The organism is Halopseudomonas sp. MFKK-1 (genome assembly GCF_027474385.1).
Taxonomy (GTDB): domain Bacteria; phylum Pseudomonadota; class Gammaproteobacteria; order Pseudomonadales; family Pseudomonadaceae; genus Halopseudomonas; species Halopseudomonas aestusnigri.
Window position 1 is genome coordinate 2,872,377 of sequence record NZ_CP114836.1, and the last position, 22,468, is coordinate 2,894,844.

General features: G+C 58.1%; 20 protein-coding genes. 17 read left to right on the top strand and 3 right to left on the bottom strand.

What is annotated here, in order from left to right; translation table 11 throughout:
* Nucleotides 1-49: 49 nt before the first annotated feature.
* On the bottom strand, nucleotides 50-1,324 hold the full coding sequence (gene gltA / locus O5O48_RS13400; protein WP_088274111.1) for a citrate synthase: 1,275 nt from the start codon (nucleotides 1,322-1,324) through the stop codon (nucleotides 50-52).
* Nucleotides 1,325-1,665: 341 nt separating this feature from the next.
* On the opposite strand from gltA, the gene sdhC reads away from it, so the two are divergent.
* The 13 genes from sdhC to O5O48_RS13465 all read left to right on the top strand — a co-directional run bounded on the left by sdhC (nucleotide 1,666) and on the right by O5O48_RS13465 (nucleotide 17,685).
* Nucleotides 1,666-2,052: a succinate dehydrogenase, cytochrome b556 subunit gene (sdhC, locus tag O5O48_RS13405; RefSeq protein ID WP_228247171.1), complete on the top strand. Its 387-nt coding sequence runs from the start codon at nucleotides 1,666-1,668 to the stop codon at nucleotides 2,050-2,052.
* Nucleotides 2,046-2,414, top strand: a complete 369-nt coding sequence (gene sdhD, locus O5O48_RS13410; protein WP_088274113.1) for a succinate dehydrogenase, hydrophobic membrane anchor protein — start codon at nucleotides 2,046-2,048, stop codon at nucleotides 2,412-2,414. The genes sdhC and sdhD overlap by 7 nt, the downstream gene beginning before the upstream one ends.
* A complete protein-coding gene (sdhA, locus tag O5O48_RS13415) occupies nucleotides 2,415-4,187 on the top strand; it encodes a succinate dehydrogenase flavoprotein subunit (RefSeq protein ID WP_269687276.1) in 1,773 nt (590 codons plus the stop codon). It abuts the gene before it with no gap.
* An 11-nt stretch (nucleotides 4,188-4,198) separates the two neighbouring features.
* Nucleotides 4,199-4,903 (top strand): succinate dehydrogenase iron-sulfur subunit, encoded by a 705-nt coding sequence (locus tag O5O48_RS13420; RefSeq protein ID WP_088274115.1) that lies wholly within the window; start codon nucleotides 4,199-4,201, stop codon nucleotides 4,901-4,903.
* A 313-nt stretch (nucleotides 4,904-5,216) separates the two neighbouring features.
* The gene (locus O5O48_RS13425) at nucleotides 5,217-8,054 is read left to right on the top strand and encodes a 2-oxoglutarate dehydrogenase E1 component (protein WP_269687277.1); all 2,838 of its coding nucleotides are present in this window, start codon (nucleotides 5,217-5,219) and stop codon (nucleotides 8,052-8,054) included.
* 36 nt (nucleotides 8,055-8,090) lie between these two features.
* On the top strand, nucleotides 8,091-9,311 hold the full coding sequence (odhB, locus tag O5O48_RS13430; protein ID WP_269687278.1) for a 2-oxoglutarate dehydrogenase complex dihydrolipoyllysine-residue succinyltransferase: 1,221 nt from the start codon (nucleotides 8,091-8,093) through the stop codon (nucleotides 9,309-9,311).
* A 91-nt stretch (nucleotides 9,312-9,402) separates the two neighbouring features.
* Complete coding sequence (gene lpdA, locus O5O48_RS13435) at nucleotides 9,403-10,839, top strand: dihydrolipoyl dehydrogenase (RefSeq protein WP_088274118.1); 1,437 nt, start codon at nucleotides 9,403-9,405, stop codon at nucleotides 10,837-10,839.
* 293 nt (nucleotides 10,840-11,132) lie between these two features.
* Nucleotides 11,133-12,299, top strand: a complete 1,167-nt coding sequence (gene sucC / locus O5O48_RS13440; RefSeq protein ID WP_088274119.1) for an ADP-forming succinate--CoA ligase subunit beta — start codon at nucleotides 11,133-11,135, stop codon at nucleotides 12,297-12,299.
* Complete coding sequence (sucD, locus tag O5O48_RS13445; protein ID WP_088274120.1) at nucleotides 12,299-13,180, top strand: succinate--CoA ligase subunit alpha; 882 nt, start codon at nucleotides 12,299-12,301, stop codon at nucleotides 13,178-13,180. The genes sucC and sucD overlap by 1 nt, the downstream gene beginning before the upstream one ends.
* A gap of 115 nt (nucleotides 13,181-13,295) precedes the next feature.
* Nucleotides 13,296-15,104 (top strand): DUF4153 domain-containing protein, encoded by a 1,809-nt coding sequence (locus O5O48_RS13450; RefSeq protein ID WP_269687279.1) that lies wholly within the window; start codon nucleotides 13,296-13,298, stop codon nucleotides 15,102-15,104.
* A gap of 74 nt (nucleotides 15,105-15,178) precedes the next feature.
* Complete coding sequence (brnQ, locus tag O5O48_RS13455) at nucleotides 15,179-16,504, top strand: branched-chain amino acid transport system II carrier protein (protein ID WP_269687280.1); 1,326 nt, start codon at nucleotides 15,179-15,181, stop codon at nucleotides 16,502-16,504.
* A gap of 45 nt (nucleotides 16,505-16,549) precedes the next feature.
* A complete protein-coding gene (locus O5O48_RS13460) occupies nucleotides 16,550-17,296 on the top strand; it encodes a DUF599 domain-containing protein (protein ID WP_228247165.1) in 747 nt (248 codons plus the stop codon).
* Nucleotides 17,293-17,685 carry an MAPEG family protein gene (locus O5O48_RS13465; protein ID WP_228247164.1) on the top strand — a complete coding sequence of 131 codons (393 nt, stop codon included), beginning with the start codon at nucleotides 17,293-17,295 and terminating at the stop codon, nucleotides 17,683-17,685. The genes O5O48_RS13460 and O5O48_RS13465 overlap by 4 nt, the downstream gene beginning before the upstream one ends.
* Before the next feature lie 49 nt (nucleotides 17,686-17,734).
* Here the strand turns inward: O5O48_RS13465 and O5O48_RS13470 are convergent, their stop codons facing one another.
* Both O5O48_RS13470 and O5O48_RS13475 read right to left on the bottom strand, forming a co-directional pair.
* Entirely contained in the window at nucleotides 17,735-18,154 is a 420-nt protein-coding gene (locus O5O48_RS13470) for a hypothetical protein (protein ID WP_228247163.1), read from the bottom strand.
* 42 nt (nucleotides 18,155-18,196) lie between these two features.
* Nucleotides 18,197-18,388, bottom strand: a complete 192-nt coding sequence (locus O5O48_RS13475; RefSeq protein ID WP_233049742.1) for a hypothetical protein — start codon at nucleotides 18,386-18,388, stop codon at nucleotides 18,197-18,199.
* Nucleotides 18,389-18,537: 149 nt separating this feature from the next.
* Between O5O48_RS13475 and O5O48_RS13480 the strand changes: the two genes are divergently transcribed.
* The 4 genes from O5O48_RS13480 (at nucleotide 18,538) to htpG (ending at nucleotide 22,464) form a co-directional block, all read left to right on the top strand.
* Nucleotides 18,538-19,005: a PaaI family thioesterase gene (locus tag O5O48_RS13480; RefSeq protein ID WP_228247161.1), complete on the top strand. Its 468-nt coding sequence runs from the start codon at nucleotides 18,538-18,540 to the stop codon at nucleotides 19,003-19,005.
* A 2-nt stretch (nucleotides 19,006-19,007) separates the two neighbouring features.
* Nucleotides 19,008-19,448, top strand: coding sequence for a PaaI family thioesterase (locus tag O5O48_RS13485; RefSeq protein WP_172409643.1), 441 nt, complete (start codon nucleotides 19,008-19,010; stop codon nucleotides 19,446-19,448).
* Nucleotides 19,449-19,476: 28 nt separating this feature from the next.
* The gene (locus O5O48_RS13490) at nucleotides 19,477-20,445 is read left to right on the top strand and encodes a hypothetical protein (protein ID WP_269687281.1); all 969 of its coding nucleotides are present in this window, start codon (nucleotides 19,477-19,479) and stop codon (nucleotides 20,443-20,445) included.
* A 114-nt stretch (nucleotides 20,446-20,559) separates the two neighbouring features.
* On the top strand, nucleotides 20,560-22,464 hold the full coding sequence (gene htpG, locus O5O48_RS13495) for a molecular chaperone HtpG (protein WP_269687282.1): 1,905 nt from the start codon (nucleotides 20,560-20,562) through the stop codon (nucleotides 22,462-22,464).
* The last annotated feature ends 4 nt before the right edge of the window (nucleotides 22,465-22,468 follow it).

Below are 22,468 nucleotides of genomic sequence, written 5' to 3' on the forward strand. Positions count from 1 at the left end.
TGCAAAAAAATCCCCGCACATGGCGGGGATTTTTTCACTCTCGGCGCAATTACTTGGAAGGGTAGTCGCGCTGGGTTGAGCCGGTGTACAGCTGGCGCGGCCGGCCAATCTTGTACGGACCGCTGATCATCTCGTTCCAGTGCGCAATCCAGCCCGGCGTGCGGCCGGTGGCAAAGATAACGGTGAACATTTCGGTCGGAATGCCGATCGCTTTCAGGATGATGCCTGAGTAGAAATCGACGTTCGGGTACAGGTTGCGCTCCTTGAAGTACGGATCGTTGCGCGCAATCTCTTCCAGCTTCATCGCCAGTTCCAGCTGCGGATCGTTGATGCCCAGTTCGGCCAGAACTTCGTCGCAGGTCTGCTTCATGACCTTGGCGCGCGGGTCGAAGTTCTTGTAGACGCGGTGACCGAAGCCCATCAGCTTGAAAGGGTCGTCCTTGTCTTTGGCCTTGGCGACGAATTTTTCGATGTTCGATACATCACCGATCTCGTCCAGCATGCGCAGTACCGCTTCGTTTGCGCCACCGTGTGCAGGCCCCCAGAGGGCAGCGATACCGGCTGCAATGCAGGCGAACGGGTTGGCTCCGGACGAGCCGGCCAGGCGTACGGTTGAGGTGGAGGCGTTCTGCTCGTGGTCGGCGTGCAGGACGAATATACGGTCCATTGCCTTGGCCAGTACCGGGCTGATCTTCTTCTCTTCACATGGGGTATTGAACATCATGTGCAGGAAGTTTTCGGAGTAGCTCAGGTCATTGCGCGGGTACATCATGGGCTGCCCCATGGAGTACTTGTAGACCATGGCGGCCAGGGTCGGCATCTTGGCGATCAGACGAATCGCGGAAATTTCGCGATGATGCGGATCGTTGATATCCAGTGAGTCGTGGTAGAAGGCAGAGAGGGCGCCGACAACGCCGCACATGATGGCCATCGGGTGCGCATCGCGGCGGAAGCCGTTGAAGAAATTCTTCAATTGCTCGTGAACCATGGTGTGGTTCTTGATGGTGTTGTCGAACTTGGCCTTCTCTTCTGCGCTGGGCAGTTCGCCCTTGAGCAGCAGGAAGCAGGTCTCCAGGAAGTCGGATTTCTCGGCCAACTGATCGATCGGGTAGCCGCGGTGCAGGAGTACACCCTTGTCGCCGTCGATGTAGGTGATCTTGGATTCACAGGACGAAGTGGCCATAAAGCCAGGGTCGAAGGTGAATACGCCTTGGGCGGTCAAGCCGCGTACGTCCACAACGTCGGGGCCCATGGTCCCGGAATAGACTGGCAGCTCGATGGGGGCCGCGCCCTCGATGATCAACTGCGCCTTTTTGTCAGCCATTGATGGCCTCCTGTTTTGCTGTATCGAAAAGGTGACCCCCCACGCAGGGCCCGCATCACTATAAGGTGATAAATCGGTTTGTCAATTGTGCGGATAGTGAAAGGAAATGAGGTCAATTAAAAGGTTTAATTGCAAGCTTTTCTTGTTGCCTGGCTAGACTTGGCACCGCGGAAACAGAGCGTTTCCCGCCGGTCGTTCCGTTGTAATCAACGGTCTAAGTCACTATACTCCTTGACCGGCAAAGTGACCCGCAGGGCTTCGCCAGAGGCTGCTGGGGCGGGTCATTAAAGGTGTCACAGTGCATCTTCCTATAATCCAGCCCTGTCCACAGGGCCCTGAGTGTGAATATAGCCGTGAATAGCAAACGACCCGTCAACCTCGACCTCAGGACTATCAAGCTTCCTGTAACCGCATACACGTCAATTCTGCATCGCATTTCTGGCGTGATCCTGTTTGTCGCCATCGCTGGGCTTCTCTGGATGCTCGACACCTCTCTCACCTCCGAGAGCGGCTTTGAGCAGATCAAGAGCTGCCTGCAGAACCCACTGGCCAAGCTGGTCATCTGGGGCATTCTGTCCGCGCTTCTCTACCACCTCATTGCCGGTGTGCGTCATCTGGTAATGGATGCGGGGATTGGTGAAGGGCTGGAAAGCGGCAAGCTTGGTTCGCAGGTAGTAATCGTGGTTTCTGCCATCGTGATTGTTCTTCTGGGGGTGTGGATATGGTAACGAATGTCACCAACCTGTCTCGCAGCGGTCTCTATGACTGGATGGCGCAGCGCGTCTCCGCTGTAGTGCTGGCTGCTTATGTGCTGTTTTTGCTTGGCTACCTGATTTGCAATCCGGGGCTGACCTTTGCTGATTGGCATGGTCTGTTTTCCCAGAGCTGGATGCGCATCTTCAGCCTGCTGACACTGGTTTCGCTGAGTGTGCATGCGTGGGTTGGGATGTGGACCATCTCGACCGACTACCTGACTCCCATGGCCCTTGGCAAATCTGCCACCGTTGTCCGCTTCCTGTTCCAGGCGGTCTGCGGTCTGGTCATGTTCGTGATTTTCGTCTGGGGCGTGCAGATTCTCTGGGGTAACTAAATGTCTAACATTCGCACACTGACTTTTGATGCCATCATCGTGGGTGGTGGTGGTGCCGGCATGCGCGCTGCACTGCAGCTGGCTCAGGGTGGTCACAAGACCGCTGTTGTAACCAAGGTATTCCCGACTCGCTCGCACACCGTTTCGGCCCAGGGTGGCATCACCTGCGCCATCGCCTCTGCCGATCCGAATGACGATTGGCGCTGGCACATGTACGACACCGTCAAGGGCTCCGACTACATCGGTGACCAGGACGCAATCGAGTACATGTGTTCCGTTGGCCCGGAAGCGGTCTTCGAGCTTGAGCACATGGGTCTGCCGTTCTCCCGTACCGAAACCGGGCGCATCTATCAGCGTCCGTTCGGTGGTCAGTCCAAGGGTCCCGATAACCCGACTCAGGCTGCCCGTACCTGTGCTGCAGCCGACCGTACCGGTCACGCACTGCTGCACACCCTGTATCAGAACAACGTCAAGCACAACACCTCGTTCCTGAACGAGTGGTATGCCGTGGATCTGGTCAAGAACCAGGACGGTGCTGTCGTTGGTGTTATCGCCATCTGCATTGAAACCGGCGAAACCGTCTATATCCGTGCCAAGGCTACCGTGCTGGCGACTGGCGGTGCAGGTCGCATCTATGCCTCTACCACCAACGCCCTGATCAATACTGGCGACGGCGTTGGCATGGCTCTGCGTGCTGGCGTGCCGGTGCAGGACATCGAAATGTGGCAGTTCCACCCGACCGGTATCGCCGGTGCCGGTACCCTGGTTACCGAGGGTTGCCGTGGTGAAGGTGGTTACCTGATCAATAAGCACGGTGAGCGTTTCATGGAGCGTTATGCGCCGAACGCGAAAGACCTGGCTGGTCGCGACGTTGTTGCCCGTTCCATGGTCAAGGAAATTCTGGCCGGTAATGGCTGTGGTCCGGATGGCGATCACGTTATGCTCAAGCTGGATCACCTGGGCGAAGAAGTTCTGCACAGCCGTCTGCCCGGTATCTGCGAACTGTCCAAGACCTTCGCTCACGTTGACCCTGTTACCGCGCCGATTCCGGTTGTTCCGACCTGTCACTACATGATGGGTGGTATTGCTACCAATATTCACGGTCAGGCGATTACCCAGGATGCCAACGGCAACGACAAGATTGTTGAAGGTCTGTTCGCAGTAGGTGAAGTGGCCTGCGTATCGGTACACGGCGCCAACCGCCTGGGCGGTAACTCGCTGCTGGACCTGGTGGTCTTCGGTCGTGCTGCCGGTCTGCACCTGGAGTCTGCGCTGAAGGAAGGTATCGAGCACCGTGGTGCCTCTGAGTCCGACATCGATGCGTCGCTGGCGCGCCTGTCCGGTCTGAACGAGCGTAATACCGGCGAAGATGTTGCTCCGCTGCGTAAGGAACTGCAGAACTGCATGCAGAACTACTTCGGTGTATTCCGTACTGGCGAATACATGCAGAAGGGTATTGCCCAGCTGGCCGATCTGCGTGAGCGCATCGCCAACGTCAAGATCGAAGACAAGAGCCAGGCATTCAACACCGCACGTATTGAAGCGCTGGAACTGCAGAACCTGCTGGAAGTGGCCGAAGCCACTGCGATCGCAGCTGAAGCCCGCAAGGAAAGCCGCGGTGCCCATGCGCGTGAAGACTTCGAGGAGCGCGATGACGTGAACTGGCTGTGCCACAGCCTGTACATGCCTGAAACCAAGCAGCTGAACAAGCGTGCGGTTAACTTCGCGCCCAAGACTGTTCCGGCATTTGAGCCTAAAGTGCGTACTTACTAAGGGTGATCGATATGTTGCAAGTTAGTGTTTATCGTTACAACCCCGAGAGCGACAACGCTCCTCACATGCAGGATTTTCAGGTTGATACCGGCGGCAAGGACATCATGGTTCTTGACGTGCTGGCCCTGATCAAGGAACAGGATGTAGGTTTTTCCTACCGCCGTTCCTGTCGTGAAGGTGTGTGCGGCTCTGATGGCATGAATATCAACGGCAAAAACGGCCTGGCGTGTATCACTCCGCTGTCTTCCGTGGTCAAGAACAACAAGCTTGTTCTGCGTCCGTTGCCTGGTTTGCCGGTAATTCGTGACTTGGTTGTAGATATGAGCATCTTCTACAAGCAGTACGAAAAAGTGCAGCCGTATCTGCAAAACGACACGCCGGCGCCCGCTATCGAGCGCCTGCAGTCACCCGAAGAGCGGGAAAAACTGGATGGCCTGTACGAGTGTATTCTCTGTGCTTGCTGTTCGACTTCCTGTCCTTCCTTCTGGTGGAACCCGGACAAGTTTATCGGCCCGGCTGGTCTGCTGCAGGCTTACCGCTTCCTGGCGGATAGTCGCGATGAAAAGACCGACGAGCGTCTGGCTTCCCTGGATGATCCGTTCAGTGTATTCCGCTGCCGCGGCATCATGAACTGCGTGAATGTGTGCCCGAAGGGTCTCAACCCGACCCGTGCCATTGGTCACATCCGCAACATGCTGCTGCAAAGCGGTACCTGATCGGCTTAAATTGCATTAAGTTGGCCTGTACCGGCTCCTGCCATAGGGAGCCGGTCAGTTTTTTAACGAACCGCAGCCCAAAAAGCAGCGGTTTGTATGTACCTAAACCAGCAGGGGCACTCGGGTAACACCCGAACTATCTGTCGGGGCCGGCAATTTTCCGTTAAACGGGATAGGTGGCGGCAGGATTGGAGGCAGCGACACTGCCACTAGTCAACGCCAGCAGTTTCGCGCGGATGGCTGAGTCATTGAATGACTCGCCAATTAATGGTCTTAGCGCCAGGTGGTGTCCCCTTATAGAGGGTGACCAAGCATGCCAGACAGCGTAATGCAGCAGCTGTGGAGCACCTCTCACCTTGACGGTGGGAATGCGTCCTATGTTGAAGAGCTTTATGAGCTCTACCTGCAAGATCCGAACAGTGTTTCCGAAGAGTGGCGAAGCTATTTCCAAAAGCTGCCCCAGGTAAACGGTCACGCCGGTTCGGACGTTCCCCACTCCGCAATTCGCGACCACTTCCTTCAGCTCGCCAAGAGCAATCGTCGTCCGCAGGCTGTCAGCGGCGGCGCAGTCAGTAGCGAGCACGAGAAAAAGCAGATCGATGTTCTGCGTCTGATCCAGGCTTTCCGGATGCGTGGCCATCAGGCTTCCACTCTTGATCCCCTGGGCCTTTGGAAGCGCGAAGAAATCGCCGACCTGACTCTGGCCGATTACGGCCTGACCAATGCTGATCTGGACACGGTGTTCCGCACCGGTGAGCTGCAGATCGGCAAGGATGAGGCGACCCTGCGTGAAATTCTGGATGCGCTGAAATCGACCTATTGCTCGACCTTCGGGGCCGAGTACATGCACATCGTGGATTCCACCCAGCGCCGCTGGTTCCAGCAGCGTATCGAAAGCGTGCGCGGCAAGCCCCAGCTGGGCGCTGATACCAAGCGTCACCTGCTCGAGCGTCTGACTGCTGCTGAAGGTCTGGAGAAGTATCTGGGTACCAAGTATCCGGGTACCAAGCGTTTTGGTGTGGAAGGGGGTGAGAGCCTCATTCCCATGCTGGATGAAATCATTCAGCGTGCAGGCTCCTACGGCACCCAGGAAGTTGTGCTCGGCATGGCACACCGCGGCCGATTGAACGTGCTGGTCAACACCCTCGGCAAGAACCCCCGCGACCTGTTCGACGAGTTCGAAGGCAAGAAGAAGGTCGACATGGGCTCCGGTGACGTCAAGTACCACCAGGGCTTCTCGTCCAACGTCATGACCTCCGGTGGCGAAGTCCATTTGGCGCTGGCCTTCAACCCGTCTCACCTGGAGATTGTTTCTCCGGTGGTCGAGGGGTCCGTACGCGCCCGTCAGGACCGTCGCCTCGACGTGACTGGCGACAAGGTGCTGCCGATCAGCATTCACGGTGATGCAGCCTTTGCCGGTCAGGGTGTGGTCATGGAGACATTCCAGATGTCCCAGACCCGAGCCTACAAGACTGGTGGCACCATCCACATCGTCATCAACAACCAGGTTGGCTTCACCACCAGTCGTCAGGACGATGCGCGTTCCACCGAGTACTGCACCGACGTTGCCAAGATGATTCAGGCGCCGATCTTCCACGTCAATGGCGATGATCCGGAAGCGGTTCTGTTTGTAACCCAGCTGGCCGTTGACTACCGCATGCAGTTCAAGCGTGACGTCGTCATCGATATGGTCTGCTACCGCCGTCGCGGCCACAACGAAGCCGACGAGCCCTCCGGTACCCAGCCGCTGATGTATGAAGTCATCACCAAGCACCCGACAACCCGCGAAATCTACGCGGAGCGCCTGGTTGCCGAAGGCGTGCTGAGCAAGGAAGACGTTCAGGATTACTTCGAGGAGTACCGCAACGCGCTGGATAACGGTGACCACGTGGTCAAGAGCCTGGTCAAGGAGCCGGACAGCAGTTCGTTCGTTGACTGGACGCCGTACCTGAATCACAAGTGGACTGCGCGTCACGACACCAGTTTTGACCTGAAGACCCTGCAGGAGCTGGCCAACCGCTTGACGGATCTGCCGGACGGCTTGGTGCTGCAGCGTCAGGTTGGCAAGATCATCGAAGACCGTCGCAAGATGGCTGCTGGTGCTCTGGCGCTGAACTGGGGCTTCGCCGAAACCATGGCTTACGCCACGTTGCTGCACGAAGGGCATCCTGTGCGCATCACTGGCCAGGACGTGGGTCGCGGCACCTTCTCGCACCGTCACGCTGTGCTGCACAGTCAAAACGATGGCCGTGCCTATGTTCCGCTGCGCAAGCTGAGCGACAACCAGCCGCGTTTCGATATCTACGACTCCTTCCTGTCGGAGGAGGCCGTACTGGCGTTTGAATACGGTTACGCAACAACCACGCCCAATGCGCTGGTTATCTGGGAAGCCCAGTTCGGTGACTTCTTCAATGGTGCCCAGGTGGTCGTCGACCAGTTCATCACCAGCGGCGAGCACAAGTGGGGACGTCTGTGTGGTCTGACCATGCTGCTGCCGCACGGCTACGAAGGGCAGGGTCCGGAGCACTCGTCCGCCCGTCTCGAGCGCTTCCTGCAACTGTGTGCCGAGCACAACATTCAGGTGTGCGTGCCGTCTACTCCGGCTCAGGTCTACCACATGCTGCGCCGCCAGGTGATTCGTCCGCTGCGCAAGCCGCTCATTGCCCTGACTCCCAAGTCGCTGCTGCGCCACAAGCTGGCGACCTCGACTCTGGAAGAACTGGCCGAAGGCTCCTTCCAGACCGTGATTCCGGAGATCGATGCCATCGATCCGAAGAAGGTTGATCGCGTCGTTATGTGTAGCGGCAAGGTCTACTATGACCTGCTGGAAAAGCGTCGCAATGACGAGCTGGACAACGTTGCGGTTATTCGTATCGAACAGCTGTATCCGTTCCCTGAGGACGATCTGGCCGATGTGCTGGCACCCTACAAGAACCTGAAGAAGGTTGTCTGGTGTCAGGAAGAGCCGATGAACCAGGGCGCCTGGTACTGCAGCCAGCATCATATGCGTCGTGTACTGTCTCAGCACAAGACCAAGAATCTGTATCTGGACTACGCTGGACGTGAGGCTTCTGCCGCGCCGGCCTGCGGCCATCCTTCCATGCACGCTGAACAGCAGGAAAAGCTCCTGCAAGACGCCTTTACCGTCTGAGCTACGTCAGACAACAGAGATTAATAAGGATCGACAATGGCTATTGAAATCAAAGCCCCAACTTTTCCGGAATCGGTGGCTGACGGCACTGTTGCCACGTGGCACAAGCAACCGGGTGATGCGGTAAAACGCGATGAGCTGCTGGTAGATATCGAGACCGACAAGGTCGTTATGGAAGTGCTGGCGGAAGCTGACGGCGTCATGGGCGACATTGCCAAGGCCGAAGGCGACACCGTACTGAGTGGCGAAGTCCTGGGCGTGCTGAAAGACGGTGAGGCTGCTGCAGCGCCGGCTGCCAAGCCGGCTGAGGCCAAGGCCGAGGCGGCACCGGCTGCTGCCGAAACAACTGGTGAGGAGCCGATGCTGTCGCCGGCTGCCCGCAAGCTGGCTGAGGAAAACGGTCTGGTCGCGTCCGAGATCTCCGGTACCGGCAAGGGCGGTCGCGTCACCAAGGAAGACGTGCTGAACGCTGTTGAGGCGAAGAAGAACGCTCCGGCTGCCAAGCCTGCTGCACCGGCAGCGCCGGCTGCCGCTGTTGCGCTGCCTGAAGGCGATCGGACCGAGAAACGCGTGCCGATGACCCGCCTGCGTGCGCGTATCGCCGAGCGTCTGGTTGATGCCCAGTCCAACATGGCCATGCTGACTACCTTCAACGAGGTCAACATGAAGCCGGTCATGGACCTGCGCAGCAAGTACAAGGACCTGTTCGAGAAGAAGCACAACGGCGTGCGTCTGGGCTTCATGTCCTTCTTCGTCAAGGCGGCTACCGAAGCACTCAAGCGCTTCCCGGCGGTCAACGCCTCCATTGACGGCAACGACATTGTCTACCACGGCTATCAGGATATTGGCGTTGCCGTATCCAGTGACCGCGGTCTTGTTGTGCCGATTCTGCGCAACACCGAGCACATGGGCCTGGCAGACATCGAAGGCACCATCGCCGATTACGGCCGCAAGGCTCGCGACGGCAAGCTGACCATGGAAGAGATGACCGGCGGCACCTTCACTATCTCCAACGGTGGTGTATTCGGTTCGCTGGTATCCACGCCGATCGTCAACCCGCCGCAGGCAGCTATTCTGGGCATGCACAAGATCCAGGAGCGGCCGATGGCGGTCAACGGTCAGGTTGTCATCCTGCCGATGATGTATCTGGCACTGTCCTACGACCACCGCCTGATCGACGGCAAGGAAGCGGTGAGCTTCCTGGTTGCCATCAAGGACCTGCTGGAAGACCCGGCTCGTCTGCTGCTGGACGTTTGATCGGTACTACGGGTTTTTAGCAGCAGATTACTCGCCCGGCACCCAGTGCCGGGCTCCGTTTTGAGTTCTGCTGCCAACAGAGGATTTGCTCATGAGTCAGAAATACGATGTGGTAGTCATTGGCGCGGGCCCTGGCGGCTACGTTGCCGCCATCCGTGCCGCGCAGCTGGGTCTGAAGACCGCCTGTATTGAGAAATACGTCGGCAAGGATGGCAAGAACGCCCTTGGTGGCACATGCCTGAATGTTGGCTGTATCCCGTCCAAGGCACTGCTGGACAGCAGCTGGAAGTACTACGAAGCCAAAGAGGGCTACAAGGTCCACGGCATCGACGTCAAGGGCATCAGCATGGATGTTCCGGCGATGGTCGAGCGCAAGGACAAGATCGTCAAGCAGTTCAGCGGTGGCGTTGCGACCCTGTTCAAGGCCAATGGTGTTACCAGCATTGAAGGTCACGGCAAGCTGCTGGCCGGCAAGAAGGTTGAAGTCACCGCCCCCGATGGTACCGTGACTGTACTGGATGCTGAGAACGTGATTCTGGCCTCCGGCTCCGTGCCGATCAACATTCCGCCGGCACCGCTGACCGACGATATTATCGTCGATTCCACCGGTGCTCTGGACTTCACCTCTGTACCGAAGAAACTGGGCGTTATCGGCGCTGGTGTGATCGGTCTGGAACTGGGTTCGGTATGGCGCCGTCTTGGCGCTGAAGTGGTCGTATTCGAAGCGCTGGATTCCTTCCTGAGCCTGGCCGATGAGCAGGTTGCCAAGGAAGCCCTGAAGACCTTCACCAAGCAGGGTCTGCAGGTTCGCCTGGGCGCGCGCGTTACCGGTACCGAGATCAAGCGCAAGCAGGTCACCGTGTCGTTTACCGACAGCGAAGGCGAGCAGCAGCTGACCTTTGACAAGCTGATTGTGGCCGTTGGCCGCCGTCCTTACACCGAAAACCTGCTGGCCTCCGATTGTGGTGTCGATCTGGACGAGCGTGGCATGGTGTATGTTGATGACTACTGCGCCACCAGCGTGCCGGGCGTATACGCCGTCGGTGACATGGTTCGCGGCCCGATGCTGGCCCACAAGTCGTCGGAAGAGGGCGTAATGGTCGCCGAGCGCATCGCCGGGCACAAGGCCGCGATGAACTACGACCTGATCCCGTCTGTTATTTACACCCACCCGGAAATCGCATGGGTCGGCAAGAACGAGAAGCAGCTCAAGGCTGAAGGCGTCGAGTTCAACGTCGGCGTATTCCCGTTCGCTGCCAGTGGCCGTGCGGTTGCTGCCAACGACACCGGCGGCTTCGTCAAGATGATCGCCGATGCCAAGACCGACCGCGTATTGGGTGTTCACGTTATTGGCCCGAGCGCTGCCGAACTGGTTCAGCAGGGCGCCATCGCGATGGAATTCGGTACCAGCGCAGAAGATCTGGGCATGATGGTCTTCTCGCACCCGACGCTGTCCGAGGCGCTGCATGAAGCGGCACTGGCGGTAAATGGCCACGCAATTCATGTCGCCAACCGCAAGAAGCGTTAATATAGCGCGCTGACCCGGCGGTCGCAGTGCGACAGTCGGGTCAACAGCGCAGCTTAAAGGACAACTTTGGCCGAGCAATCGGCCAGGCCACGATAGGGTGGTCAGCCGTGTTGCCGGATGCCGGTTTGCCCGTCACGAGCCCGTCGAAAAGGGCGAGTGCAGGCAGCAGGGCATGTAAAGGATGAGACATGTGCGGGTCAGCAGGTCTCCGGCAGAACGGCATTGGTGGTTACGGTCCCCTAGGACAGTGGCTATAAAACGTAATTCCTACACGATCAAAACGGTAGAAAAGCATGAATCTTCACGAATATCAGGGGAAGCAGCTGTTCGCTGAATACGGCCTTCCAGTATCCAAGGGTTTTGCTGTCGACACTCCGGAAGAAGCGGCTGAAGCCTGTGACAAGATTGGCGGCGATATGTGGGTCGTCAAGGCTCAGGTTCACGCTGGTGGCCGCGGTAAAGCCGGCGGTGTAAAGCTGGTCAAGAGCAAGGAAGATGCAAAAGCCTTCGCCGAGAAGTGGCTGGGTCAGCGTCTGGTTACTTACCAGACTGATGCCAATGGTCAGCCGGTCAGCAAGATTCTGGTTGAGTCCTGCACCGACATCGCCAAGGAACTGTACCTGGGCGCGGTAGTTGATCGTTCCACTCGCCGTATCGTCTTCATGGCCTCCACCGAAGGTGGTGTCGAGATCGAGAAGGTTGCGGAAGAGACGCCTGAGAAGATCCTGAAAGCTACCATCGACCCGCTGGTTGGCCCGCAGCCCTATCAGGGCCGTGAGCTGGCATTCAAGCTGGGCCTCGAAGGCGACCAGATCAAGCAGTTCACCAACATTTTCGTAGGCCTTGGCAAGCTGTTCGCCGACTACGACCTGGCGCTGCTGGAAATCAATCCGCTGGTGATCAAGGAAGACGGCAACCTGCATTGCCTGGACGCCAAGATCAACATCGACGGCAACGCCATGTACCGTCAGCCCAAGCTGCGCGCCATGCACGATCCGTCCCAGGACGATCCGCGTGAAGCCCACGCTGCCAAGTTCGAACTGAACTACGTTGCTCTGGAAGGCAACATCGGCTGCATGGTCAACGGCGCCGGTCTGGCCATGGGTACCATGGACATCGTCAACCTGCACGGCGGCAAGCCTGCCAACTTCCTGGACGTGGGCGGCGGCGCGACCAAAGAGCGCGTTACCGAAGCGTTCAAGATCATCCTGTCCGACTCCAACGTACAAGCGGTTCTGGTTAACATCTTCGGCGGTATCGTACGCTGCGACATGATTGCTGAAGGCATCATCGGCGCCGTTAAAGAAGTAGGCGTCAAGGTACCGGTTGTTGTTCGTCTGGAAGGCAACAACGCCGATCTCGGCGCCAAGGTATTGGCCGAGAGTGGCCTGAACATCATCGCTGCAACCAGTCTGACCGACGCTGCCCAGCAAGTCGTCAAGGCCGCGGAGGGTAAATAATGAGCATCCTGATCAACAAAGACACCAAGGTCATCTGCCAGGGCTTCACCGGCTCGCAGGGTACTTTCCACTCCGAGCAGGCGATTGCCTACGGCACCAAGATGGTTGGTGGCGTTACTCCGGGCAAAGGTGGCACTACTCACCTGGGCCTGCCGGTGTTCAACACCGTTGCTGAAGCTGTTGAGGCAACTGGCGCCGAAGCCAGCGTGATCTACGTTCCGGCTCCGTTCTGCAAGGACTCCATCCTTGAAGCGGCCAACAGCGGCATCAAGCTGATTGTCTGCATCACCGAAGGCATCCCGACTCTCGACATGCTGGACGCCAAGGTCAAGTGTGACGAGCTGGGCGTGCGCCTGATCGGCCCGAACTGCCCGGGTGTCATCACCCCCGGCGAGTGCAAGATCGGTATCATGCCGGGTCACATCCACCTGCCGGGCAAAGTCGGTATCGTTTCCCGTTCCGGTACCCTGACCTATGAAGCGGTCAAGCAGACTACTGACGCCGGCTTCGGTCAGTCCACTTGCGTCGGTATCGGTGGCGACCCGATCCCGGGCTCCAACTTCATCGACATCCTGAAGATGTTCCAGGAAGATCCGAAGACCGAAGCGATCGTCATGATCGGTGAGATCGGCGGTAGCGCTGAAGAAGAAGCGGCTGCGTTCATCAAGGCCAACGTCACCAAGCCGGTTGTATCCTACATCGCTGGTGTTACTGCTCCGGCAGGCAAGCGTATGGGTCACGCTGGTGCGATCATCTCCGGCGGCAAGGGTACTGCAGACGAGAAGTTTGCTGCTCTGGAAGACGCTGGCGTGAAAACTGTTCGCTCGCTGGCCGACATCGGCGCAGCGCTGGCTGAACTGACTGGCTGGACCATGAAGTAATTTTCATTGGTCAACGGTAGTGACAGAACCCCGCTTCGGCGGGGTTTTGTTTTATCTGCCATGCTTTCCCACATCGCTGTGTGCCGGGGCACATGGGTCGCAGGATATGAGTCACATGAAGGTATTTGACCGGATTAGCGTTCTGCATCTTATGGCAGGGGCGCTGCAGGCCATGCTCGCATACGGGTTATACCAGTCGGCCGAGTTGCATGTCTGGCCGGCAACCCATGCTGCCGCCTATATCCCGCTGTTCATGGTAATGGTCTTTCTGCCGCTGAGTTTTTACTGCGCCAGTGAGGCGATTGCGGTGCGGCGCTGGCTGCTGAGTATTGGCGTAGCGCTGGCTGCCGCACTGGTTGGTCTGCATCAGGGCCTTACGACCGGCAGCTTGCGTCGACATGCCGAGACTGCTGCCGGTTGGTCGCCGTCGCAGGTAGGGGACTACCTTGGGCCTGCCTTGATCTTTTTTGTGGCGGCGTTCCTGCTGGTTCCCGCACTGGCACTCATATCGCGTGATCGCTGGCGAGTAGATTACGCTCGTTGGGTTGACGCCTTACTGCGTAACGCGCTGATTCTTGCGCAGGCTGCGCTGGTTCTTGCGCTGTTCTGGGGCGTCCTGGCGTCTGCTGCAGGATTGTTCAAGCTGGTGGCGTTGACCTTTCTCGCGGATCTGATTGAGCAAGCGTGGTTTTCAATACCTCTGAGTACGCTGGTGTTCGCCCACGCAGTGTCGGTAGTTGTTCGCATAAATCGGGTAGCCGACTTTATTTATCTGCGTGCGAGGCAGCTTTGCGGTTGGTTGTATCCCTTGGCTGCGCTGCTGGGGATCGGGTTCGTCGGCAGCTGGGGCGTACAGGGCATCGAGCGACTGCTCTCCACCGGTCGTGCTGCCAGTCTGTTGCTGTGGTTTGTGGTGCTCAGCCTGCTACTGCTCAACCTGGCGTCGCGAGGCGGCGCCGAGCCGGTTGCTGGAGGGCGCGCGATGCGCGCGTTAACGGCGCTGGGCAAGCTGGTGTTGCTGCCGATGGTGGCAGTGGCCGGTTATTCGCTCAGTTTGCGTATCAGTCAGTACGGTCTGACGCCGGAGCGTGTCTGGGCAATGGTGGTTACGTTGATTGTCGGGTTGCTTGTGGGCGGTTACGTACTGGATGCACTTGTCGCGCTGCGCGGCCGTTATCCAGGCTCGCTGATGCCCGCGACCAATGTTGTTGCTGCGGTAGTCACGGTGCTCGCGATACTGTTGCTACTCGGAGGCCCGCTTGATCCAAGACGTTTGAGCGTAAACAGTCAGATGGCGCGACTGGATGTGTCGGGCGGAGACGATCAGGCGTTGGTCAACTTTCTGGCCTGGCAAGGTGGCAACTACGGTGTGGCGGCGCTGACGTCGCTTGCCCGCGAGGCGAGTGAGAGCGATAGCGGGGCGGCGCGCCGCTCGGCCATGGCTCTGCAGATGCTTGGGCGCATGCGCGAAAATCGCAGCCGGTTGCATGAGCAGGTTGCTTCGCTACCGGTGTTCCCCCGTACGAGCACTGTACCTTCTGCGCTGCTGGAAAGGTTGGGTGATGAACCGCTGCTGGCCGGCTGCAGTGCTCAGGTAGCTGATAATAACGCGTGTCTGATTTGGGCCTTGCAACTGGAGGTCACCGGCCAGTCCGCTTTTGTTGTACTGGGACGCGAGTTCACAGAGCAGCCACCCTTTGGCCGAATCTGGTTTGAAGACGAGCAGGGCGGCTGGCAGATCGGCGGTACGCTCGGCCCGGCTCAGACGCTGGATGGTTGCGAGGCCAGCGATTACCGCCCGGCAGGTTTGTTCGATGCAGTAGTGCAGAACAGGGTAGAATTCGCCGCCAAAAACATACGGGACCTGGTTTTTGACCGGTTTCGGATTCCCACGACTATCTGGTCTGCCGACGGTTGTCGGTAGCGTCCTGGGCTTAAATTCAGATTCGAGGGTACAGGGATCAGTCACTCGTACAACGAACAGTCAAACTCAAATCTATGACCAAACAACTTACACCCGTTGATGTACTCGCCCTCGGCTTCATGACCTTTGCACTGTTTCTCGGTGCGGGCAACGTAATCTTTCCGCCCGGTGCGGGCCTCGCTGCCGGCGAAAATATCTGGCCAACGGCCTTTGGTTTTCTGATTACCGCTGTTGGCCTGCCGCTGTTGACGCTGATTGCACTGGCTCGGGTTGGAGGTGGTCTGGCTCAGCTCACCGGCCCCCTTGGGCGCGTGGCCGGTGTGCTGCTGAGCGTTCTCGTGTATCTCGCGATCGGGCCGTTGTTTGCTACGCCGCGGACTGCTGTCGTCTCCTATCAGATCGGTGTGGTGCCTTTTGTCCAGGATGGTTGGCAGGCCTTGCTCGGCTATTCGATCGTGTACTTCTCGGTCGTCATCTTTCTGGCTCTGAAGCCGGGTCAACTGGTTGATCGCATCGGTAAGTACATCACTCCGGTACTGCTGCTGGGGTTGCTGATGCTGGGGGTTGCCGCGCTCCTTTTTCCCGCTGGTCAAATGCACGCACCCTCCGAGCAGTATCGCTCTGCGCCACTGATTCAGGGGTTTTTGCAGGGCTATCTGACCATGGACACGCTCGGTGCTCTGGTGTTCGGTATCGTAATTACCACGGCGATTCGTGACCGCCAGGTCAGCGAGACGCGTCTGATTACCCGTTATACCGTGCTGGCTGCCGTTATTGCCGCTGCCGGCTTGTCGATGGTGTATCTGGCTCTGTTTTATCTGGGCGCGACCAGTGGCGCACTGGTCGGTGAGGGCGTCAATGGCGGGCAGATTCTGGCGTCCTATGTTCAGCACCGTTTTGGTGTTGCAGGCAGTGCGCTGTTGGCCCTGGTAATTATTCTGGCGTGCCTGACAACGGCCGTTGGCTTGCTGACAGCCTGCGGCGAGTATTTCAGTCGCTTGCTGCCGCTCAGTTATCGGGCCGTTGTCTGGGTGTTTGGCCTGTTCAGCATGGCGGTTGCCAATCAGGGGCTGGACAGCCTGATCAGTGTGTCCATCCCTGTGCTGGTTGGTCTGTACCCGCTGGCGATCGCGCTGGTTTGCATGAGTCTGCTGTGTGCAGGGATGGCGCGTCCGCAGAATCTGATGCGCCCGGTCATGCTGGTCACCTTGGTGTTTGGTGTGATTGACGGTTTGAAGGCGGCCGGTCTGATCAGCAGTGCGGGCGCCTGGATCGATGCATTGCCGCTGTCGGATCAGAGTCTTGGCTGGTTGTTGCCGGTCGCTGTAACCCTGTTGGCCTCTATACTCGTCGAGTATCTGCGCCACGGCAGTCTGCATCAGCAACAGGCGGGGCGGTGATGCCGCTCTATTGCAGGTATTAGCGGTGGTATCTGAGGAGAGGTAATGCTGTCGATTCCGGATGCGGGAAGTCTTTGGATCAATCTGCTGGCGATCAGCTGGTTTTTGCTCTGCTGGGTTGGCTACACCTACTATGCGTTGCGCAAGGGCCGCGACACCGCGTGTCTGGCTACTGTGCTGCACCTGTATCGTCGAGACTGGATGAACCGTCTGCTGATGCGTGAGCAACGCATGGCTGATGCCAGCGTGATTGGCAATCTGGAGCGAAACACGTCATTTTTCGCGTCCAGTACCCTGCTGATACTCGCGGGTCTGATTACTGTTATCGGGGCGTCAGACAAGGCTGTTGTGCTGTTGCACGAACTGCCCTTTGTTGCCCAGGTTGGGCGCGAGATATTCGAGCTCAAGCTTCTGGTACTGACGGCGATCTTTGTCTATGCGTTTTTTACCTTCTCCTGGGGTATGCGCCAGTACAACTTTGCCTCGGTGCTGCTGGGCTCAGCGCCACTGCTGGGCGAGAAGAATGTCACCGAGGCAGAGCGCAATGCCTACGCCGAGCGCATGGCCCGGGTGCTGTCCATGGCAGGCAATGAATTCAACCTTGGTCTTCGTTCCTACTACTTTGCTCTGGGAACGCTTACCTGGTTCATCAATCCGCTGCTCTTCATTTTGACCGTTGCCGGTGTGGTGGTGGTACTGTATCGCCGTGAGTTTCATTCGGACGTGCTGCATATCATGATGTTCAGCCCGGCGCCGATACCCCCGTCCGCACAAATGGAGAAAACGGAATGAGTGTGCCTCTGTGGTGTTTGTTTGTCGCAGCGTTACTGCTGGTGTTTACCAAAGTCCCGGTTGCCATTGCGCAGGGGCGTTCGGGCAAGGGGTATGACAACGCGCATCCGCGTGCTCAGCAGGCGGCATTGACCGGCTGGGGTGCACGTGCGCTGGCGTCTCATCAGAATATGATTGAGGCGTTTCCGCTGTTTGCGGCAGGGGTGCTGGTAGTACAGGTAACGGGAACCGCTGGCAGCCTTGCCAATCTGCTGTGCCTGCTTTTTATTGCCTGCAGGATTGTCTACAGTGCACTGTATCTCATGAATCAGGCGACGTTGCGCAGTCTGGTCTGGATCGTAGGCTTTGTCTGCTGTCTGGGCCTTCTGCTGGTGCCCGCGCTGGCCTGAGGGCGGGGTAGACAGGCATGCCGGGAGGCATGCCTGCACCACAGAGTTGTTACTCCTCCATGGCTTTCTCCATCTCGTTTTTGGAGTCGGTAGCCGCATCCTGAACTGCGTCTGCCTTTTCCTCAATGTAGTCGGCGGATGCATCGTACGCCTGCTCAACATTGTCCTTGGTCGCGTCGTACGCCTGCTCGACGTTTTCCCTGGTCGCGTCGTAGGCTTGCTCAACCTGATCACCGGCTGCTTCAACCTTCTGTTCCAGCACCTCGCCGGCGGTCGGCTCGTTACCGGTCATTTCCTGCGCTTTCTGCTCGGTGGCGTCGGCTACATCACCTGCGGCCTCCTGCATGCTGTCTACGGCATCAGACATGGACTCGCGTGCGTCCTCCATCTTGTCTTCCGGGCTCTCCTGGCAACCGGCCATCAGGCCTACGCTCGCCATCAACATCACTGCGGCAGCTACTTTCTTCATTGCTTCTCTCCTTGATAGTCAGGGCAGTACCCTTGCCCCTTCTTATTGTGCTTCTTGGGCTTTCTGCTCTATGGCCTCGCCTGTGCTTTCGACAGCGTCACCCACGCTGTCTACCGCGTCAGACATTTCCTGCTTCGCATCCTCAAGCTTGTCCTCGGGCTCCTGCTGGCAACCCGTCAGCCAAAGACTGGCAGTCAACGCCAGTGCCGCGGCAACATACCCTTTGCTATTCATCTGAACTCTCCTGCAGATCAGTGGATTCAACGGGTTAGTGCTGTCGGTGTGCGCCAAAGTTCAATCCGAGACCAACTTATGGAGTCTAGTTCACGTTCTGGGTACTATGCTCGGCTTTATCGAGTATTCATCCCGGGGTCGTATTGTCGATGAGTGAAATAGAACTGCGCGCGCGCAATTTTCTGTCCGTACTGCGCCACTGCCAGCATTTGCAGATGACGGTGGAGCGGGCTGATGAGGATGGCCTGGTGCTGCGTCTTCCCTACAGTGATCAGATAGTAGGAAACCCGGTAACCGGTGTTATTCACGGCGGTGCCATTACAACGCTCATGGATACCTGTTGCGGTATTTCTACCGTCTGTTATCTGCCCGAATTTGAAATCTGTCCGACCCTGGATCTGCGGATTGACTACATGCATCCGGCGGAACCGGGCAAGCCGATTTTCGGTTTTGCCGAATGCTATCGGGTGACTCCGACAGTTATTTTTACCCGGGGTATTGCCTATCAGGATGACCGCGAACAGCCGATTGCCCATGTTGTTGGTACCTTCATGCGGATGGGCAAGGCCGTCGATCCGGCAGATCTTGGCAAGCGGATCGATCAGGGGGACGCATGAGTTTGAGTGAGCAGCAGGTGCAGCAGATAATTACTCGTTCCCACGAGACCGGTGACTACAGTGCGCTGGTCGAGCTGATTCCCTACGCCCGCATGATCGGCATGCAGGTAACGCGTTTGGGCAACGAAGCGTTCTTCACGCTTCCCCGTCAGGACATTAACATCGGCAACCCGGTTCTTCCCGCGCTTCATGGGGGCGTGATTGCCGGCTTTATGGAGCAGTCTGCAATGCTCCATCTGATGATGTTCATGAACAGTGAAGTGTTTCCTAAAATCATCGATTTTTCGGTGGATTACCTGCGTGCCGGCTTGTACCGTGATACTTATGCTACCTGCCAGGTCTGGCGGCAGGGCAGGCGGGTCGGCAACGTCGCGATTACTGCCTGGCAAACGCACTCCAGTGAACCCATCGCCACTGCGCGGGCGCACTTCAAGCTGGACTAGACACATAATCGGGAGCGATTCGGGCGACATGGAAGCCTTATTGATTCTGGGTGGAGTGGTAGTGCTGGCCGTTTCCTGGGCCTGGCTGGTGTTTGCCTGCCTGGGCCTTGGCCCGGGGCCGCTAATGCTGGCAACCCTGGTGCCGGTGGTGACGCCGCTGGTGCGCGGGCGCGGTTACCCGGTGCTGCCAAGGGTGTTGATGGTGTTGGCCCTTGTGTCGTTCACGGCGGGGGTGGCGCTGCTCTATCGCGATGAGCCCGAGCGCTTCGAGCGATTGTTCAGTGGCAACTGGTCTGCTTCTCCGACCGACATGGCCCTCAGCGGAACGCTGATGGGGCAACCGTTCCTGCCCGATCAGGTCTACTGGCGGGGTGATCAACTGGTGTTCGCCGAAACGGCCACCGGCAATCGAACGCTGCGCTCGCTGGTTGTGCGTTTTGATCAGGCATCCTCGCTTCTGCAGGGAACTGCCATCGACCTGTTGCCCGGTGACGATGGTCCGTGGCCCGAGCTGGTGATTCAATGGTATACCGGCGCGCTCTCTGCGCCGGGCCTTCAGCGGATTTCGTCCGGCTACAGCCTGAGTATCTCGCTTGCGCCGGCCGGGGCAAAACAGGCTGATATGACCGTCCACCTGCACCTTCCTGCGGCCTATGCTACTCGCCTTGGCGGCCATAGTCTGCTTGATGAGCGCCCGGAATGGCTGGGCAAGACCTCCGGCCAGCCAGAGCCGGTCAAGGTCGAGCCTGCTCCGATGCCGATGCAGCCAGTCGGTTGGCAGGAGCTGAGTCTGCAAACACTGCTTGAGAATCCGGCTGGTTTCGCCGGCAGGCCTGCCCGGGTGCTGACGACCGGTGGACGGGAGTTCGAGGGGGTACTAAAGGCGGTTACCGATGACCGGCGAATCGTTTTGGCGCTCCCTCAGGGTGCCAATCAGGTCGACTTTCAGTTCCATCCCGAGGATGTCGCACGAATCGAGTCGCGCCCCACGCGCTGACAGGCCCGCTAAACTTTCCGCAGGGCCTTGAAAATAATCGGATTGTCCCCATCTCTTGATGCATCGCCGGACTGGCCGGCTCGCCATGAACAGCATCAATGGAGACACTTCGTTATGACCGTGGACGCTCATAAGGAAACACTCGGCTTCCAGACTGAGGTCAAGCAGCTACTGCACCTCATGATTCATTCGATGTACTCGAACAAGGAAATCTTCCTGCGAGAGCTGATTTCCAACGCATCGGATGCCGCAGACAAGTTGCGATTCGAGGCTATTGCCGCTCCCGCGCTGCTCGAAGATCAGCCCGACCTGCGTATTCGTATCAGCGCTGATTCGGCAGCCAATACCCTGACTATTGAAGACAACGGCATCGGTATGTCGCGTCAGGAGGTCATCGATCACCTGGGGACTATCGCCAAGTCGGGTACTGCGGCCTTTATGCAGCAGTTGACCGGTGATCAGAAGAAGGACTCTCAACTGATTGGCCAGTTTGGTGTCGGTTTCTACAGTGCCTTTATCGTCGCTGACAAGGTCGAGGTGTTTACCCGCCGTGCGGGGCTGGCGGCAGAGGAGGGGGTGCACTGGGAGTCGGCCGGTGAAGGTGAGTTCAGCATCGCCAATATCGAAAAGCCCGAGCGCGGCACCCGCATCGTTCTGCACCTGAAGGCAGCCGAGAAGGAATTCGCCGACGGCTTCCGTCTGCGCAATGTGATTACCAAGTATTCCGATCATATTTCCCTGCCGATTGAGCTGCCCAAGCAGCATTTTGGCGACGAAAAGGATGCGCCTGCCGAACTCGAGTGGGAAAGCGTCAACCGCGCCAGCGCGCTCTGGACCCGTCCGCGCACCGAGGTGTCGGATGATGAGTACAAGGCGTTCTACAAGCACGTTGCCCACGACTTCGAAGATCCGCTGAGCTGGAGTCACAACAAGGTCGAGGGCAAGCTGGAGTACACCAGTCTGCTGTATGTGCCGGGTCGTGCGCCGTTCGATCTGTATCAGCGTGAGGCTCCGCGTGGGCTGAAGCTGTACGTGCAGCGGGTGTTTATCATGGATGACGCAGAGCAGTTCCTGCCGCTGTATCTGCGCTTCATCAAGGGTGTGGTCGACTCCAATGACCTGTCGCTGAACGTATCACGCGAAATTCTGCAAAAAGATCCGGCCATCGACAGCATGAAGTCAGCGCTGACCAAGCGCGTGCTCGATATGCTGGAGAAGATGGCGAAGAAGGAGCCTGAGCAGTACGCAACTTTCTGGAAGGCCTTTGGCAGCGTGATGAAGGAAGGCCCGGCTGAGGATTTCGCCAACCGTGAGAAAATCGCTGGTTTGCTGCGCTTTGCCTCAACCACCCAGAGCGATGACAGCGAAGTGGTCAGCCTGGATACCTATATCGAGCGCATGGTAGAGGGGCAGGACAAGATCTACTATCTGACTGGCGAGCGCTATGCACAGGTCAAGAACAGCCCGCACCTGGAGATCTTCCGCAAGAAAGGCATCGAGGTGCTGCTGCTGACTGATCGCATTGACGAGTGGCTGATGAGCCACTTGAACGAGTACAAGGGCAAGCAGTTTGTCGATGTCGCGCGTGGCGACCTAGATCTTGGCAAGCTCGAGGCTGAAGAAGATAAGCAGGAGCAGGAGAAGGCTGCGCAAGAGAAGGCCGATCTGGTCAAGCGTATCCAGGAGGTGCTCAAGGATGACCTGCAAGAGGTGCGCGTCTCCCATCGCCTGACCGACTCGCCGGCAGTGCTGGTGATCAATGAGGACGACATGGGCCTGCAAATGCGGCGCATTCTGGAAGCCACCGGGCAGAAGGCGCCGGACAGCAAGCCGATCCTGGAGATCAACCCTTCGCACCCGCTGCTTGACCGTCTGGACGCCGAGCAGGACGAGGAGCGCTTCGCTGATCTGAGTCGAATTCTGTTTGATCAGGCCGCTCTGGCTGCCGGCGAGTCGCTCAATGATCCGGCGGCCTATGTCCGTCGTCTCAACGCGCTGCTGGTTGAGTTGAGTCGCTAGACTC

Bases quoted from the DNA above. Each gene is read 5' to 3' on its own strand.
- gltA (WP_088274111.1), bottom strand. From the start codon at position 1,324: ATGGCTGACAAAAAGGCGCAGTTGATCATCGAGGGCGCGGCCCCCATC.
- O5O48_RS13460 (WP_228247165.1), top strand. From the start codon at position 16,550: ATGCTGTCGATTCCGGATGCGGGAAGTCTTTGGATCAATCTGCTGGCG.
- O5O48_RS13490 (WP_269687281.1), top strand. From the start codon at position 19,477: ATGGAAGCCTTATTGATTCTGGGTGGAGTGGTAGTGCTGGCCGTTTCC.
- sdhD (WP_088274113.1), top strand. From the start codon at position 2,046: ATGGTAACGAATGTCACCAACCTGTCTCGCAGCGGTCTCTATGACTGG.
- O5O48_RS13470 (WP_228247163.1), bottom strand. From the start codon at position 18,154: ATGAAGAAAGTAGCTGCCGCAGTGATGTTGATGGCGAGCGTAGGCCTG.
- lpdA (WP_088274118.1), top strand. From the start codon at position 9,403: ATGAGTCAGAAATACGATGTGGTAGTCATTGGCGCGGGCCCTGGCGGC.
- odhB (WP_269687278.1), top strand. From the start codon at position 8,091: ATGGCTATTGAAATCAAAGCCCCAACTTTTCCGGAATCGGTGGCTGAC.
- brnQ (WP_269687280.1), top strand. From the start codon at position 15,179: ATGACCAAACAACTTACACCCGTTGATGTACTCGCCCTCGGCTTCATG.
- sucD (WP_088274120.1), top strand. From the start codon at position 12,299: ATGAGCATCCTGATCAACAAAGACACCAAGGTCATCTGCCAGGGCTTC.
- htpG (WP_269687282.1), top strand. From the start codon at position 20,560: ATGACCGTGGACGCTCATAAGGAAACACTCGGCTTCCAGACTGAGGTC.
- O5O48_RS13475 (WP_233049742.1), bottom strand. From the start codon at position 18,388: ATGAATAGCAAAGGGTATGTTGCCGCGGCACTGGCGTTGACTGCCAGT.
- O5O48_RS13420 (WP_088274115.1), top strand. From the start codon at position 4,199: ATGTTGCAAGTTAGTGTTTATCGTTACAACCCCGAGAGCGACAACGCT.
- O5O48_RS13425 (WP_269687277.1), top strand. From the start codon at position 5,217: ATGCCAGACAGCGTAATGCAGCAGCTGTGGAGCACCTCTCACCTTGAC.
- sdhA (WP_269687276.1), top strand. From the start codon at position 2,415: ATGTCTAACATTCGCACACTGACTTTTGATGCCATCATCGTGGGTGGT.
- O5O48_RS13465 (WP_228247164.1), top strand. From the start codon at position 17,293: ATGAGTGTGCCTCTGTGGTGTTTGTTTGTCGCAGCGTTACTGCTGGTG.
- sucC (WP_088274119.1), top strand. From the start codon at position 11,133: ATGAATCTTCACGAATATCAGGGGAAGCAGCTGTTCGCTGAATACGGC.
- O5O48_RS13450 (WP_269687279.1), top strand. From the start codon at position 13,296: ATGAAGGTATTTGACCGGATTAGCGTTCTGCATCTTATGGCAGGGGCG.
- O5O48_RS13480 (WP_228247161.1), top strand. From the start codon at position 18,538: ATGAGTGAAATAGAACTGCGCGCGCGCAATTTTCTGTCCGTACTGCGC.